The organism is Acetobacter sp., from assembly GCF_047721705.1.
Classification (GTDB): domain Bacteria; phylum Pseudomonadota; class Alphaproteobacteria; order Acetobacterales; family Acetobacteraceae; genus Acetobacter.
Genome location: NZ_JBDNXK010000011.1, coordinates 1 through 14,077 on the forward strand (window position 1 = coordinate 1; position 14,077 = coordinate 14,077).

Annotated in this window: 15 protein-coding genes and 1 pseudogene; 7 read left to right on the top strand and 9 right to left on the bottom strand. The window is 55.3% G+C overall.

Features of this window, described 5'->3' with window-relative positions; all coding sequences use genetic code 11:
- The 6 genes and pseudogenes from ABF824_RS03170 to ABF824_RS03195 all read right to left on the bottom strand — a co-directional run.
- Positions 1-349 (bottom strand): annotated as a pseudogene (locus ABF824_RS03170) (hypothetical protein); the annotation flags it as partial.
- Between the two features lie 161 nt (positions 350-510).
- A complete protein-coding gene (locus tag ABF824_RS03175) occupies positions 511-1,308 on the bottom strand; it encodes a CHAP domain-containing protein (protein WP_415486391.1) in 798 nt (265 codons plus the stop codon).
- Positions 1,309-1,575: 267 nt separating this feature from the next.
- Positions 1,576-2,556, bottom strand: a complete 981-nt coding sequence (locus ABF824_RS03180) for an NAD-dependent epimerase/dehydratase family protein (RefSeq protein ID WP_415486392.1) — start codon at positions 2,554-2,556, stop codon at positions 1,576-1,578.
- Between the two features lie 50 nt (positions 2,557-2,606).
- Positions 2,607-3,158: a DUF192 domain-containing protein gene (locus tag ABF824_RS03185; protein ID WP_415486393.1), complete on the bottom strand. Its 552-nt coding sequence runs from the start codon at positions 3,156-3,158 to the stop codon at positions 2,607-2,609.
- 48 nt (positions 3,159-3,206) lie between these two features.
- On the bottom strand, positions 3,207-3,872 hold the full coding sequence (locus ABF824_RS03190; RefSeq protein ID WP_415486394.1) for an MBL fold metallo-hydrolase: 666 nt from the start codon (positions 3,870-3,872) through the stop codon (positions 3,207-3,209).
- A 30-nt stretch (positions 3,873-3,902) separates the two neighbouring features.
- A complete protein-coding gene (locus ABF824_RS03195; protein ID WP_415486395.1) occupies positions 3,903-4,313 on the bottom strand; it encodes a host attachment protein in 411 nt (136 codons plus the stop codon).
- Positions 4,314-4,463: 150 nt separating this feature from the next.
- On the opposite strand from ABF824_RS03195, the gene ABF824_RS03200 reads away from it, so the two are divergent.
- The 3 genes from ABF824_RS03200 to ABF824_RS03210 all read left to right on the top strand — a co-directional run bounded on the left by ABF824_RS03200 (position 4,464) and on the right by ABF824_RS03210 (position 7,737).
- The gene (locus ABF824_RS03200) at positions 4,464-5,579 is read left to right on the top strand and encodes an XdhC family protein (RefSeq protein ID WP_415486396.1); all 1,116 of its coding nucleotides are present in this window, start codon (positions 4,464-4,466) and stop codon (positions 5,577-5,579) included.
- Positions 5,549-6,178 (top strand): nucleotidyltransferase family protein, encoded by a 630-nt coding sequence (locus tag ABF824_RS03205; RefSeq protein ID WP_415486397.1) that lies wholly within the window; start codon positions 5,549-5,551, stop codon positions 6,176-6,178. Before ABF824_RS03200 ends, ABF824_RS03205 begins: the two co-directional genes overlap by 31 nt.
- Positions 6,179-6,333: 155 nt before the next feature.
- Entirely contained in the window at positions 6,334-7,737 is a 1,404-nt protein-coding gene (locus tag ABF824_RS03210; RefSeq protein WP_415486398.1) for a pilus assembly protein TadG-related protein, read from the top strand.
- A 64-nt stretch (positions 7,738-7,801) separates the two neighbouring features.
- On the opposite strand, the gene ABF824_RS03215 is transcribed toward ABF824_RS03210, so the two are convergent.
- Positions 7,802-8,470, bottom strand: a complete 669-nt coding sequence (locus ABF824_RS03215; RefSeq protein ID WP_415486399.1) for a glutathione S-transferase family protein — start codon at positions 8,468-8,470, stop codon at positions 7,802-7,804.
- A 182-nt stretch (positions 8,471-8,652) separates the two neighbouring features.
- On the opposite strand from ABF824_RS03215, the gene minC reads away from it, so the two are divergent.
- The 3 genes from minC (at position 8,653) to minE (ending at position 10,593) form a co-directional block, all read left to right on the top strand.
- The gene (minC, locus tag ABF824_RS03220; protein WP_415486401.1) at positions 8,653-9,369 is read left to right on the top strand and encodes a septum site-determining protein MinC; all 717 of its coding nucleotides are present in this window, start codon (positions 8,653-8,655) and stop codon (positions 9,367-9,369) included.
- A 112-nt stretch (positions 9,370-9,481) separates the two neighbouring features.
- Positions 9,482-10,297: a septum site-determining protein MinD gene (gene minD / locus ABF824_RS03225; protein WP_415486402.1), complete on the top strand. Its 816-nt coding sequence runs from the start codon at positions 9,482-9,484 to the stop codon at positions 10,295-10,297.
- Complete coding sequence (gene minE, locus ABF824_RS03230; protein WP_415486403.1) at positions 10,294-10,593, top strand: cell division topological specificity factor MinE; 300 nt, start codon at positions 10,294-10,296, stop codon at positions 10,591-10,593. The genes minD and minE overlap by 4 nt, the downstream gene beginning before the upstream one ends.
- A 73-nt stretch (positions 10,594-10,666) precedes the next feature.
- On the opposite strand, the gene ABF824_RS03235 is transcribed toward minE, so the two are convergent.
- Positions 10,667-12,163, bottom strand: coding sequence for a malate:quinone oxidoreductase (locus ABF824_RS03235; protein WP_415486404.1), 1,497 nt, complete (start codon positions 12,161-12,163; stop codon positions 10,667-10,669).
- Between the two features lie 344 nt (positions 12,164-12,507).
- Between ABF824_RS03235 and ABF824_RS03240 the strand changes: the two genes are divergently transcribed.
- Entirely contained in the window at positions 12,508-12,939 is a 432-nt protein-coding gene (locus ABF824_RS03240; protein ID WP_415486405.1) for an OsmC family protein, read from the top strand.
- A gap of 50 nt (positions 12,940-12,989) precedes the next feature.
- Here the strand turns inward: ABF824_RS03240 and bioB are convergent, their stop codons facing one another.
- Complete coding sequence (gene bioB / locus ABF824_RS03245) at positions 12,990-13,997, bottom strand: biotin synthase BioB (protein ID WP_415486406.1); 1,008 nt, start codon at positions 13,995-13,997, stop codon at positions 12,990-12,992.
- Positions 13,998-14,077 lie beyond the last annotated feature (80 nt).

Consider the following 14,077-nt stretch of genomic DNA (forward strand, 5'->3'; position numbering starts at 1 on the left):
GGATTGTAAAGATATCGTATAACGTATCATCTTCGTAATAATGAGATAGATGGTTTTTTACATATCCAAGAAAACGAGGAGCAGGCATTTCAAGAATGCTTCTTGGGCAGAAGTCAAAACTCCACCATCTCGACATTTTCACAAGATGAAAAGCTAGAGCGTCTCTGAGAGACAAAAGTGTTTCTGGTCGATTGGCATGATCGCAGAGAAACTGCACGTCACGAAATCTGGTGATAAGGCGGTTGATCTGACCAACAAAGGGATGCGCCAGATCGAGATAAGACAACAGACATTCCGGTCGAGAATGTGTGAGGTGCCATTCCGCAGTGAATTCGGTCGTCTTGTTCATGTGGAGGAAAACCTTTGTCAGCCGAAACCGGACGAAAGGTATTGCAAATGAGAATTGTTCGCAAATTAATTATTGGGGAGATTGAAGCCTGTGAAATTTTAGACATAAAAAAAGGAGAGGCCTACCGACCTCTCCTTCTTCAGAACCTGAAACTTGATGCTTTAGCGATGCTTGGGATGTGACACATGTTTTGTGTGTCGGAAAAGATGGTGCGCAGCACGGCGGGGCGCACGATAATTCTGCTCGATCGTCCCGACGTCTTCTGGTGCTTCTGCGACCTGAGATGCGTTGTCAGCATCGATGGTCATACGTTCCGCTGCGGCAGTCATGACAGGGGCGGCATTTTCGGCGCGCGGGTAGATGAATCCGAAGGTTGGATAGATCGAACCAAAAGCTCCCTGCCGACCGTTCAGTTCGACGCGGACCGCAGACCAGTCATTATTGGCTGACACGTCAACCACGCGAACGTTTCTGCTGATTCCGTTCTGCGCCCAGTGAGACTGATCAATGGTGATAACACGATTGTTGACCGAGCCTGTTACAACAGCGACATGGCCAAGGGGCATGCGGCGGATCGGACGGAAATTGAGAACGCTACCCACTTCCGGGGCGGACCCACGTGCATACCGTCCGGCAGCGTTATACCACCAGTCGCGGGCATTGCCGGATAGACCAACAGCTGATTCTGCCTTGGCGAAAGCAACGCACTGGATGACATGTCCGCTGGCGTGGGCGCGACTACGATGGCCCCACTGCGCATAATAGGCGGGAATGAAATGGTTGTGGTAACCGTGCCCGACGACGTTGAATGAAATGCTGTGAACATGAGAACGGTGAGCTTTGTAGCCCGTGTATTTCGTCCGCGCTTCACCTGAGCTGGAGTAGGCGGTGTTCGCTGCAGTAACTGTAAGTGTCGCTAAAAGAAGACGACGGAAACCAGACTTCCGCAGCAGAACCATTGTCTATCACCCTGTTTTGCTTCTCTTTAAAGTGGGTAGCAAGGCCTGTTCCGGTCTGACAAGAGGGTGAACGGCAGTTCATTGGCGAGAAAGTGAGATCGTAACGAAACTGATATTAAGAGTGTGTGTTTTAGGAATAAAATCCTAAACCATTTAACTTCCCAGTCATTTTGTGCCTTATTCCCGCCTGAATTTTACAGCTTTCGACAACAGCCTGTCACGAATCAGCACAACTCGCTGCTGGTGCTTTTCTGGACGCACCAATAATTAAATTGCAGTTACTTTTGTCTCATATTCAAGAAACCAGCGCGTAAAGAGATCGACGCCGGAAGGGAGGTCTGTCCTTGGGGACCAGTCGATCAGAGTCTGCACTTTTTCAATGGAAGCCCATGTGTACTCCACATCGGCTTCTGGACGGGCTGTCAGATGAATGTTGGCTGTTCTGTTAAGCGATTGTTCAAGAAGACCGACCAGGCGCGACACCGATTCCGGGGCATTGTTGCCGATATTGAGAAGGCGAGCTTTTCCAGTAGGCGGAATCTGCATGATCTTGCAGATGGCGTCCACGACATCGGTGATGAATGTAAAGTCACGCGCAAGACAGTTGCCTTCATAAAGCGTCACCGGTTCACCACTCATGATCGCTTTTGCGAATTTGTAATATGCCATGTCCGGTCTTCCCCACGGGCCATATACGGTGAAAAACCGCAGCCCCGTCAGAGGAAGGTCATACAGGTGCTGGTAGCATTCGGCGGCAAGCTCACCAGATCTCTTGGAAACGGCATAAAACGAGCCGGGCTGGTCCACTCGGTCGCTTTCCCGAAAAGGGAGCGCCTGATTGCGACCATACACCGAGGATGATGAGGCATAGACCATGTGCTTCAGAGCAGGCAGATGGCGCGCGAACTCAAGCATCGCTACCTGTCCGCGGACATTGGCATCCGCAAACGCTAGAGGCGCCTCTATGGAGTGCCGGACGCCCGCCTGTGCGGCGAAGTGGAGAATTTCGGTGATCTCCCCGCGCACGGACGCCGGGATAGCCGCTTCCATATCTGTCGTGGCGATATCCAGATAATGGAAGGAGAAATGTGGAAACTGTTGTAATCGGGCAAGACGGGCGCGTTTAAGAGCGGGTTCGTAATAACTGTTCAGCACATCAACGCCGACGATACGCACACCTGCTTCAAGAAGTCTTTCGCACACACTGAAGCCGATGAAGCCCGCGGCGCCTGTTACCAGCACTGTCACAAAAACTCTCCGCTTTCAGCCGATTGAGCCGATGTCATAAACACTTCAGCTCAAGGCGCCTTCACGGACAGATCGGCGGCAGAAGCCGCCTGCTTCGGCTTTTTCGCATCAAGTGAGCTGGACGTCACACGATCGCCCACGACAATGCCGAGCTTCTCTGTAATGCCCGCCTGAAGCTCCAGTGTCGCGAGCACCGGCCCATGACTGCTGATACGGGCAAGGCTCTGCGGGACCGCGTTCTCCGTGATGGAACTGATCCGGCCGTCCGTGCCAATGAACACGATATCCAGTGGAGCGAATGTGTTTTTCATCCACATGTCGCTTTCTTGCGGAGCATTCCAGACGAACAGCATGCCCTGATCCGCCGGGACGCTCGGGCGGAACATTTCCCCTGTGATCTGTTGCGCAGGTGTCTCGGCTTTTTCGACTGTGAACGGATGAGCGCCATTCGCGGACTGTATCGTCAGCTTTTCCTGAGGAAGCGTCGGCTGGGCTGCTGTGGGCTCACTTTCCGCAAAAGCGGGAAGGGCGATTGTTGCGGTCAGGCCACCGGAAGCGACACAGAGTAAAAGAAGAAATTTGCCGATAGTCTGACGTGTCACCGGGATTGAGCCTCTGTTGTTCGTTCTGCGAAAGGATTAAATGGACGTTTACTGAAGAAACTGGTTTCGGGTGCGCTCAATGCCGATTTTGGTGGGTGCGCCGTGACCCGGCAGAACCGTCACATCATCACCGAGCGGGAGCAGTTTTTCACGGATGGCCGTGACCAACTGGCGACTGTTTCCGTAGGAGAAGTCCGTGCGTCCAATGGTACCACGGAAAAGCGTATCTCCTGCGAACAGAACCTGATCTTTCGAATCGAAGAAGACGACATGTCCGGGCGTATGTCCGGGCACATGCAGCACTTCAAAACGATGGCCTAGAAATTCCAACGTCTCTCCATCCGTCGTGAAACGGTCGGGACTCACGCTGTGCAGATCGGTCAAGCCGAAATGCCGACATTGCTCTTCCACCGATTGCAGCAGGAACTCGTCATGCGTTGTCGGTCCGACAATTTCCGGGGCAGCGGCTTGCGTGCGCATTAGCAGTGTGCGCAGTTTCGCCGCGCCGCCCACATGGTCCAGATGACCATGGGTCAGCAGCAGCGCAACGACGTTGAGACCCTCTTCCTGCATCCGGGCGTGAATCGCGTCTGCGTCTCCACCCGGATCGACAACGATCGCCTCATGCGTCGTCGGATTCCAGACGAGCGAACAGTTCTGATGAAACGGCGTGACAGGCATCCGTTCTATGGTCAGGTGTTCTGTATCGCTCATCGGGAAGTCTCCTTATGGGGAGAGTGTGACTCAGGCGGTCTTCCAGCCGGTTTCCGGGATATCGAAGTGGGAAGCAAGCTCAGCCGTCGGGATGTTGATCAGATCTTTGTCGATGGACTTGATCAGCTTGGCCTGGGCGGCTTTCGTCAAGTGCTCACGGATGACGTGCAGAACCTTGGCAGGTGCGGCGAGCACGAAACCGTCCGGCTGGCTGCTGCCCTGAAACTGCGTGTCGATCCATTTGGCGACGTGCTTGCCGAACTCTTCCTTGTGATGGTCGGAAACCGAGAAGTCACCGCGACCATTGTCAGAGGAACCTGCGATTTCGGCAGCTGCGAAATGGGAGGTTTCCTGAATGTGGCCGTCCCTGTGATGCAGGACACGGGCTTTGCCGCCATCGGCGACGATGTAGATGACTTGTCCGTCGAAGCTGTTTGGCATCGGAGTGCTCCATAGCTGGCGCGTTATGTCCGAAAACCCGCAAAAGCCGGATTCGGACCTGATGACGGAGATAGAGCCCTGATTTCGGTCAGGAGCAACCCCCCAATGCATCGCAACGGGCTGGAGTACTGTCTCCTACGCTTTATAGTCATGCATATGTCATCTGTCCCGCCCTCTTCCGAAGCCCGGAATCCTTTTCAACTTGCCGACGACTGGCTTGCGGCAGGCCAGCAGGTGGCTTTTGCGACCGTTGTCGGAACTGGTGGCCGTTCTCCTCGTCCACTCGGCAGCGTCATGGTCATGTCAGGCAGCGGTCGCGTCGAAGGGTCGGTGAGTGGGGGCTGCGTCGAAGGAGACGTGATTTCCACGGCGGGCGATGTTTTCGCGGGCGCCGTTCCCTGTATGCGCAGTTATGGCGGCGAGGACATGGGGCTGTGGTCCGTTGGACTGGCCTGTGGTGGGCGGCTGGACGTGTTTGTCGAAGCAGTAAAGTCTTCGCAGTCACCCTCCGGCACATTTCCTTCCGAATTTCTCCCGCGCATCAATGCCTGTCGCGAGGCGCAGGAACCGGTTGTCATTGCGTTCGCTCTGGACGGCTCCTCCCATGCGCTTCTTCTGCCGAAAGGGGAACTTCTGACGGCAGGAGATCAACCGCCTGCCGAGATCGTTGCCCGCATGAAACAGCACAGGGCGGCGGGAGAAACGGGAGTCGTGGCGCCGGATACAACGCCGGGCTGGTTCGTGCAGACGCTGGCCCCTCCACCGAGGCTGATCATTGTCGGAGCCGTGCATATCGCTCAGGCCCTTTCAGGGATGGCGGCCCGGATCGGTTATGCCGTCACCATCATTGATCCCCGGACCATGCTGGCGACACCGGCCCGTTTTCCCGGGGTGCGCCTGATGGATGGATGGCCAGACGAGGCGCTCATCAGAGAGCAGCCTGATCGCAATACCGCCATCGTCACCCTGACGCATGATAGCAAGCTGGACGATCCGGCGCTTCTGACCGCGCTGGGAACGCCAGCCTTCTATATAGGCGCGCTCGGTTCCAGAAAGACTCATGCTTCCCGCCTTGACCGGTTGCGCGGGGAGGGAGTGGATGAAATGGCGCTGCGGCGGATTCGGGGGCCGGTGGGACTGCCGATCGGTGGGATCGAAGTTGAAGAGATCGCGGTTTCCATCATCGCCGACATTATTGCTGTGAGACGACATGCCCCTCTGGCGCAGGAAATGGCGTGGTGGTCGCGCCCCGTGACGACGGCGTGACAGCGACTGTCATTGCCATTGTCTTGGCGGCAGGTCGTTCGTCACGAACAGGTCTTCAGCATAAGCTGTTGGCAAAGGATGCCGCCGGACGGTCCATGATAGCGCGCACACTGGGGGCGGTGACGGCCAGTAAGGTTTGTTCGGTTGCTGTTATTCTGTCCCCGGATCGGGACGATATTGTTTGTGCCGTGGAGGCCTGTCGCCTGCCGGTTACCCAGCTGTTTTCGCCAGATTTCAAACTCGGTTTATCTGCGTCTTTGCGGGTTGGGCTGGCGTGGGCTGAGGCGCAGAAAGCAGAGGGAGCGCTCATCTGCTTGGGTGATATGCCGTTGGTGAGCACCGATGTCATTAATGCGCTTATTGAAGAATTTTATCGCACGACAGTCGATGTTGTCCTGCCAGAATATCAAGGGCGGATCGGGAATCCGGTTTTGTGGAATTCCCGCTGTTTTGCTGCCCTGAGCACACTATCCGGAGATCGCGGAGGTCGAGCCCTGCTCTCCAGTCCTGCCCTGCAGAAAGCGATGGTGCAGTCGGAAGAAACTGTGTTGGTGGACTTCGATACGCCGGAAATGCTGCAATGGTTCGCAACCCTATAGACAGCAATGAAAGTGGTTACTGGCCGAAAATCAAAGGAAATTTTATAAAAGAAGCGTAGGAAAAATTCCGCAGGTAAATGATTTGAAGTAATTATAAAAATATTCATACATAAAAGTTAACATGAATCCGTGCATCGCTTTGAGTCACTACATAAATGCCGGATAAACACACACACAGAAAAAATCAGTGTCGTGGGCTCTGTTTTCTCGTTTTCAGATTGTTTTCGAGATTTAAAAGGGATCGAGACGGCAATGTTGCAATAATCGTTGCCTTTGCGTCTGTGCCTATACTGATAGGAATCGCTGTTTCCTACAATATAGGGCAGACTATTGCGGCACGTACGGAATTGCAGGATGCCGCCGATGCGGCAGCACTTGCAGCAGCAAAGGGGGTTAATAACGCTCTTGTGGAAGGTGCAGGCACTTCGTCCCAGACTGACATGGAGGCGGTGGCGGGCACATTGGTGCAACAATCCCTTGCCGCAAACAGATCTACATTCACAACAGCTCCGGAAAGCAGTTTTTCCGTAAACACTCTTAGCCAGTATACGGTGAGTGTGACGGTCAATTTGACCACGCAGGTTTCGTCTGTAATGTCTTCTTTTCTTGGGGGTGGAAATAATATCATTTCCGTTGCCTCAACAGCCACCATGTCACCGGGTTCGGCTTATTTCCAGATTTTGTTTGTCGTTGACGTATCAAACTCGATGGGAGTTGGTGGTGATGAGGACAATATCAATCAACTGATAAACTATCAGCAGTGCGCTTTTGCCTGTCATGACCCCAATGGCTATTCACATAAAACAACATCCTGTGTGCCGTCCGGGTCAGGGTGGAAGTCCTGTGACAGACGCACGGTGGCAAAGCAGTATGGAATCAAGCTGAAGATAGATTATGTGAACCAAGCTGTACAATCATTCTTATCCAAACTTCAGGACTATTCCAGTGACACCAGAATGAATTCCACTATTGGAATATATACATTCGGGTACAGTTTTAACCAATTACTACCACCGACGTCCGATCTGACAGCGGCTCTGGCCGCAGCGACTTCCATTGATATAGAAAATGTCACTGACTGGCGTGCCAGCATGGGGCCATCCTATAATTATGGTTATACTTACACGACCAAAAGCCTTACTTCGATCCTGAATGCGTTGTCGGATGTTGGTGATGGTTCATCGACAACGTCGAAGAAGACATTTGTTGTCTTTTTGTCAGATGGTCTTGAGGATGTGCCGGGAAGCAGCGCATGGGGGCGGGCGACTGGCACAGATTACGCCACTGTCTGCACGGCTATCAAAAACGCAGGCGCTCGCGTTTTTTCAATTCTCGCACCTTATTATCCCATCTTGAGTGGCAGCGAGGCACCCCAATATCAGGCTCTCGTCGCGCCATTTGCAAGCACTGGGAGCGGATCGATGCAGTATGCGATGCAGAATTGCGCTTCGAGCGATGGAGACTTTTTTCTGGCCTCTGATGGAGACGATATTCAAAGCGCTTTCCAGCAGGCGCTTGGTGTCATTGTCGCTGATGTCGGTCTGCGTTTACTGAAATAAATATTAAATGCTTCCGACAGGTGCCCACCCTTTCATTAAGCAGAGCACCTGGTGCATGTACGCCTTAAAAATCCAGATTGGCGTAATAGTCTGGTGGGGTCATGCCGGGAATGCGATCGTTCAATAAAGGGCGGAAGCAGGGACGTGATTTGACGCGCGCATACCATTCACGGGCTGCGGGCGCTTTGTTCCAGTCAATGTCCCCGATGAAATCGAGGCAGGAAACGTGAGCAGCTGCAGCGAAATCGGCAAGTGACAGAGTGCCTCCGGCAAGCCACGTACGCGTTTCAGCCAGCTGTCCGATATAATCGAGGTGAGGGCGGATATTTGCGTAGCCTTCCCGAAGAGCGGTTCCGTCGGGGTTGCCGCGACCACTCAGGCGCTTGAAGATTTTCTCGCCAAGCAATTTGCGCGTTACGTCTCGGGCAAAGACATTATCAAACCACGCTACAAGGCGGCGTACCTCCACCCGTTCGGCCAACGTGCGGCCAAGCAGGCACGGGTCTGGATACGCTTCCTCCAGATATTCGCAGATCACGGACGAGTCCGGCACGATCAGTCCGTTGTCCTCGACCAGCACAGGGACTTCCTGCGCTGGATTCAGGCGTGCGAATTCGGGGCGCTTCTCCCACGGCCGCTCCGTAAGCGGCTCGAAAGGAAGGCGCTTTTCGCCCAACATGAGCCGAACCTTGCGGCTGTAAGGCGACAGGGAGAAATGATGAAGGATACGCATGCCACACGATTTAGGCGATCGGTGATCGCTACGCCAGATGCTTCCGCGCGCGCTCTGCCGGGAATTACGTGATAACGCAATCTCGACAGCCGCTTTGCCGCGATGTTACCACGGAAAAACTTTTACGATGTCCGGTGCAAGACCCTGTCCGGACGGTTTTCAGACCAGACGAGCGCCTGATCGTGACTTCGCCCTCAGCTTCCATCGACCCTGCGAGCCTGCCGCGAATCCGCGCGGGTGGACGTTCCTTTCTGGCTCTGGTGTTGACCCCGGAAGCTCCGCTTGATGTGTGGCTGGCCGCTCTGGATCATCAGATCAGCCGGTCGGCGGGATTTTTTGCCGGCAAACCGATCATTCTTGATCTGACGCTCGTACCGCTGGATACGCCGGATCTGTCTGATCTGCTGCCAGCACTTGAAGAACGCAACATTCGTGTCATCGGCATTGAAGGGGCGGATCGGGACGAGCCTGTTTTCGCGGGGTGGAACTGGCCGGAAGGATTGAATGGTGGCCGCTCGACGCCCGCCGAAGAGATTCCGGCCGACGAAACAGAAGAGCCGGAGTTGCCTCCCGGTACGCTGATCGTCGAGGAGCCGGTGCGGTCCGGCCAGCAGATCATCTGGGCGGATGGCGATGTGGTCATCTTGGGATCAGTCGCTTCAGGGGCCGAGGTTTCCGCTGGCGGTTCGATCCATGTTTATGGGACACTGCGGGGGCGTGCGATTGCCGGAATCGTCGGACGCCCTACGGCGCGTATCTTCGCGCGGGTGATGGAGCCGGAGCTTCTGGCCATTGACGGTTTTTACGCAATTGCCGAAGAAATGCCGCAGGCATTGATCGGAAAGACGGCTCAGGCAGTGCTTGTTGACGAAGTGCTTACTCTTAAGCCGCTAACCTGAGCGATATTCAGGTTATACATTCAATGGCCATCCGGCCCTGATTTCGACACACATTCGATCCATTGAGAAAATTCGAAACTGGATCGAAAATAGAGACAAGGACAGAAAGTTTATGGCGCAGGTTCTCGTCGTCACATCCGGCAAGGGCGGCGTCGGTAAGACCACCACCACCGCGGCTCTTGGAGCGGCGCTCGCAAAAACGGGAAAATCCGTTGTGGTGGTCGATTTCGACGTCGGTCTACGGAACCTCGATCTGGTGATGGGGGCTGAACGCCGCGTGGTGTTTGACCTTGTCAATGTGATTCAGGGCGACGCCAAGCTGGCTCAGGCGCTTATCAAGGACAAGCGCCTTGATACACTTTCGCTGCTGCCCGCTTCCCAGACACGGGACAAGGATGCGCTGACGGCGGAAGGCGTGGCCAAGGTCATGGCCGAGCTGAAAGAAAAGTTTGACTGGGTCGTCTGTGACAGCCCGGCGGGTATCGAACGTGGCGCGCAGCTCGCGATGTCGCATGCGGATCAGGCCGTGATCGTCACCAACCCGGAAGTTTCTTCGGTTCGTGACAGTGATCGCATCATCGGCATGCTGGACAGCACGACGGAGAAGGCGAAGGCAGGTGAGAAGATGCCGAAGCATCTGCTCCTGACCCGTTATGACCCGGCTCGTGCCGCGCGCGGTGAAATGCTCAGCGTTGATGACGTTTTGGAAATTCTGTCGATTCCGCTGATCGGCATTATTCCGGAAAGTCAGGATGTGCTACGCTCTTCCAATCTTGGGGCGCCAGTGACGTTGGCAGCGCCGGAAAGCGCGCCAGCCCGCGCGTATTTTGAGGCAGCGCGTCGTCTTGGCGGTGAAAAGGTGGAAATAAGCGTTCCCACCGAAAAGAAAGGCCTGTTTGACTGGCTCTTCAAGCGGGGTGCCGCATGAGTTTTTTGACCAATCTTTTCAGTCGCCGTTCCTCCGCCCCGGTCGCCCGCGACCGTCTTCAGATTCTGCTCGCCCATGAACGCGCGAGTCTGGGAGAGGGAAAGTCCGATCTTCTGGTGCAACTCCAGAAGGAAATCATGGAAGTGATCAGCAGACACGTGGCTGTGGATCAGGACAAGGTGCAGGTGAAGCTGGACCGTGGGTCTGGCTGTTCAATGCTGGAAATCGATATCGAAGTTCCGGGTATCGAGGACGCAAAAACACGTGGGACCCAGCAGCAAGCGCGGCCTGCCTGAGGCCTATGGCTTTCCTGATGAAGCAGATCATGCAAACGGCGGCTTTCAGGCCGCCGTTTGCATATCCGCATTCTCACATTTCCAGATTGAGAACTTCCGTCGTTTCTTTCTGAAGCTGCTCACAGAGCGCTGCGTTGTCAGATAGCTTCTGACCGAAAGAGGGCACCATTTCCTTCAGTTTGGCTTCCCACTGAGGAAGCTGAGACGCGAAACATTTGCGGATGACGTTCAGCATGATGGGGGCAGCAGTCGACGCACCCGGTGATGCGCCAAGCAGAGCCGCGACTGATCCATCCGCCGAACTGATGATTTCCGTGCCAAACTGCAGAACACCGCCCTTTTTCGGGTCTGCCTTGATGACCTGCACACGCTGCCCGGCAACGATCAGTTCCCAGTCCTCATCGCGTGCATCCGGAACGAACTCGCGGAGTGCCTTCATACGGTCGGCATTGCTCTGAAGAACCTGCTGGATGAGATATTTCGTCAGGGGCCAGTTGTCCCGCGCGACAGCCAGTATCGCGCCGATATTATTGCCGCGAATGGACCGGGGTAGGTCGAGCAGAGAGCCTTTTTTCAGGAAGCGCGTTGAGAAGCCCGCATAGGGACCAAAGAGCAGGGATGCCTTGCCATCGATCATACGCGTGTCGAGATGAGGCACCGACATGGGCGGTGCTCCCACGGATGCCTTGCCATAGACCTTGGCGCGATGGGCGGCAATCACATCCGGGTTCTTGCAGCGCAGGAACTGGCCGCTCACGGGGAACCCACCCACACCGTGAGATTCAGGAATTCCGGTTTTCTGTAGCAGCGGCAACGCCGCGCCGCCGGCACCGATGAACAGAAAACGGGTGTTTACGATGTGGGATTGTCCCGTGCGCAACGATTTTACATGCACGTTCCACGTTTTGTCTGCGCAGCGCTTGATACCTTCCACTTCCTGACCGGTATGGATGCCGACACCGGGCTTTTCTTCCAGTGCCTTGAACAGCAGGCGCGACAATGCACCGAAGTTCACATCCGTGCCGGTGGCGATCCACGTGGCAGCCATCTTCTGCCCAGCGGGACGATTGTTCATCACCAGCGGCATCCACTGACGAAGCTGCTCCGGATCTTCCGAGTAGCGCATGCCCGCGAAGAGAGGGTGATCTTTCAGGGTAGCGTAACGACGACGGAGAAAATCGACATTGATGTCCCCCCACACAAAACTCATGTGTGGGACCGGCGTAATGAAATCGCGGGGATTGCTGATCTGTCCCGATTTGACCAGATAGCTCCAGAACTGACGGGAGACCTGAAACTGTTCGTTGACGTTCAGGGCTTTGCTGATGTCGATGCTGCCATCGGCATTCTCTGACGTGTAGTTCAGCTCACAGAGCGCCGAATGACCTGTCCCGGCGTTGTTCCAGGCATTGGAACTTTCCAGCGCGACATTGTCCAGACGCTCGAAAATGCCGATCGTCCAGTCTGGCTGCAACGTGTTGAGAAAAGTGCCGAGCGTTGCGCTCATGACACCGCCACCAATCAGGAGAACATCCGTGGAGGTACGGATTTCAGTTGTTGCAGCACTCATAAAACTCTCCGGCAGATGATGCGGGATACCCCGCAGGATACGCTCCTGGCGCGCCAAGGATGGCGCGATTGGAGCCGCATGGAAAGGCGCGCACGCGCGAAAAAGCCTTCGGACAACCGTCCGGGGCCATAAGACGCGAGGCATGGTTGATCCAAGACATGGATTTTCTATGCACGGGATTTCGTCAGGAACAGCATCATCTCTTTGCGAGCATGGCTGCCCGGCATGGAGAAACCGGCTCGCCACTGAATGCGTTGGGGTAGTCTGAAGACGTAGTCACGACGTTGCCAGCGGCTCTGCTGATGTCGCCGCGTCGTCTGCTCATATCGGGAAGGATAGAACTCATGGCCATCAAAAAATATGGAACCGCGCATTGGGAAGGCGGCATCAAGGACGGCAAGGGCCTGATATCGACGGAAAGTGGTGCGCTGAAAGATCAGCCATACGGTTTCAATACCCGCTTTGAAGACAAGCCTGGATCAAATCCCGAGGAACTGATTGGCGCAGCCCATGCTTCCTGTTTCACGATGGCGCTTTCCCTGATTCTGGGAGAGGCGGGTTACACTGCAACCGGGCTCGACACGAAAGCCGTTGTTTCGCTTGAGAAGCAGGGAGATGGGTTCGCTATTACCACCATCCAGTTGACGCTTGAGGGGAATGTTCCGGGCATCGAGCAGGCGGAATTTGTCGAACTGGCAGAGAAGGCGAAAGCAAACTGTCCGGTGTCGAAGCTCTTTACCGCCAACATCACGTTGGATGCGTCCCTTAAGGCGTAAGCTGATGGATAGGATAGGGCGCTCAGTCGAGAACGCCCTGTCCAGTTTGCTCAGTTGGACGTGACGCTGGTGCGCATACCGAGACGATCAAGCAGCTGACGGTCCCGCGTTGCCGCCGGATTGGGGGTCGTCAGCAGGCGCTCGCCATAGAAAATGGAATTTGCGCCAGCAAGGAAACACAGCGCCTGCGTCTCTTCCGACATGTTTTCACGTCCAGCGGCCAGACGTACATGGCTTGAGGGCATCGTCACCCGCGCAGCGGCAATCACCCGGACAAAGTCGAGAGGATCGACATCTTCCGCGGTTGAAAGCGGCGTCCCGGCCACTTTCACCAGCAGATTGATCGGCACGCTTTCCGGGTGCTTCGGCATGCTGGCGAGAGCGGCGATCATGCCTGCGCGATCCGATTCGCCTTCGCCCATCCCGACAATGCCACCACAACAGACATTAATGCCCGCTTCGCGCACGTTGGACAGCGTATCAAGCCGGTCCTGATAGGTGCGGGTTGAAATGATCTCGCCATAGAATTCGGGCGAGGTGTCGATATTGTGATTGTAATAATCGAGGCCGGCTGCCTTGAGCTTGTGGGCCTGTGTATCGTCGAGCATGCCGAGTGTTACGCATGTCTCAAGGCCAAGGCCTTTGACGCCTTCGATCATGGCGCAGACCGTTTCGAGATCATGATCTTTCGGCGAACGCCACGCCGCGCCCATGCAGAAACGGGCCGCACCAGCTTCTTTCGCACGCTTTGCCTCGGCAATCACACCATCGACCGCCATCAATTTTTCGGCCTTCACCCGTTCTTCATGGCGTGAACTCTGTGGGCAATAGGCGCAATCTTCCGGACAGCCACCTGTCTTGATCGACAGCAGGGTGGAAATCTGGATTTCCGTTGGGTCGAAAAACTGACGGTGCAGTGTCTGGGCCCGATAAAGCAGTTCGGGGAAAGGCAGGTCGAGGAGTTCCTGAACCTCGGCGCGCGTCCAGTCATGCCGTAGCGGCGACGCGAGGGGCGAAGAGGGGATGGTGGATGGGCTGATGGAACTGCCGTCGGCCATGTGCGGGCTGCTTCTTTATGCTGTGGCTGCTGATCGTAGCGTTTCTGACACGAAACCTTATCCGTGTTCAACGGATTGCA

Excerpts from the sequence above, each read along its gene's own strand:
- ABF824_RS03175 (WP_415486391.1), bottom strand. The coding sequence starts at position 1,308 with ATGGTTCTGCTGCGGAAGTCTGGTTTCCGTCGTCTTCTTTTAGCGACA.
- ABF824_RS03190 (WP_415486394.1), bottom strand. The coding sequence starts at position 3,872 with ATGAGCGATACAGAACACCTGACCATAGAACGGATGCCTGTCACGCCG.
- ABF824_RS03195 (WP_415486395.1), bottom strand. The coding sequence starts at position 4,313 with ATGCCAAACAGCTTCGACGGACAAGTCATCTACATCGTCGCCGATGGC.
- ABF824_RS03200 (WP_415486396.1), top strand. The coding sequence starts at position 4,464 with ATGCATATGTCATCTGTCCCGCCCTCTTCCGAAGCCCGGAATCCTTTT.
- ABF824_RS03210 (WP_415486398.1), top strand. The coding sequence starts at position 6,334 with ATGCCGGATAAACACACACACAGAAAAAATCAGTGTCGTGGGCTCTGT.
- ABF824_RS03215 (WP_415486399.1), bottom strand. The coding sequence starts at position 8,470 with ATGCGTATCCTTCATCATTTCTCCCTGTCGCCTTACAGCCGCAAGGTT.
- minD (WP_415486402.1), top strand. The coding sequence starts at position 9,482 with ATGGCGCAGGTTCTCGTCGTCACATCCGGCAAGGGCGGCGTCGGTAAG.
- minE (WP_415486403.1), top strand. The coding sequence starts at position 10,294 with ATGAGTTTTTTGACCAATCTTTTCAGTCGCCGTTCCTCCGCCCCGGTC.
- ABF824_RS03235 (WP_415486404.1), bottom strand. The coding sequence starts at position 12,163 with ATGAGTGCTGCAACAACTGAAATCCGTACCTCCACGGATGTTCTCCTG.
- ABF824_RS03240 (WP_415486405.1), top strand. The coding sequence starts at position 12,508 with ATGGCCATCAAAAAATATGGAACCGCGCATTGGGAAGGCGGCATCAAG.
- bioB (WP_415486406.1), bottom strand. The coding sequence starts at position 13,997 with ATGGCCGACGGCAGTTCCATCAGCCCATCCACCATCCCCTCTTCGCCC.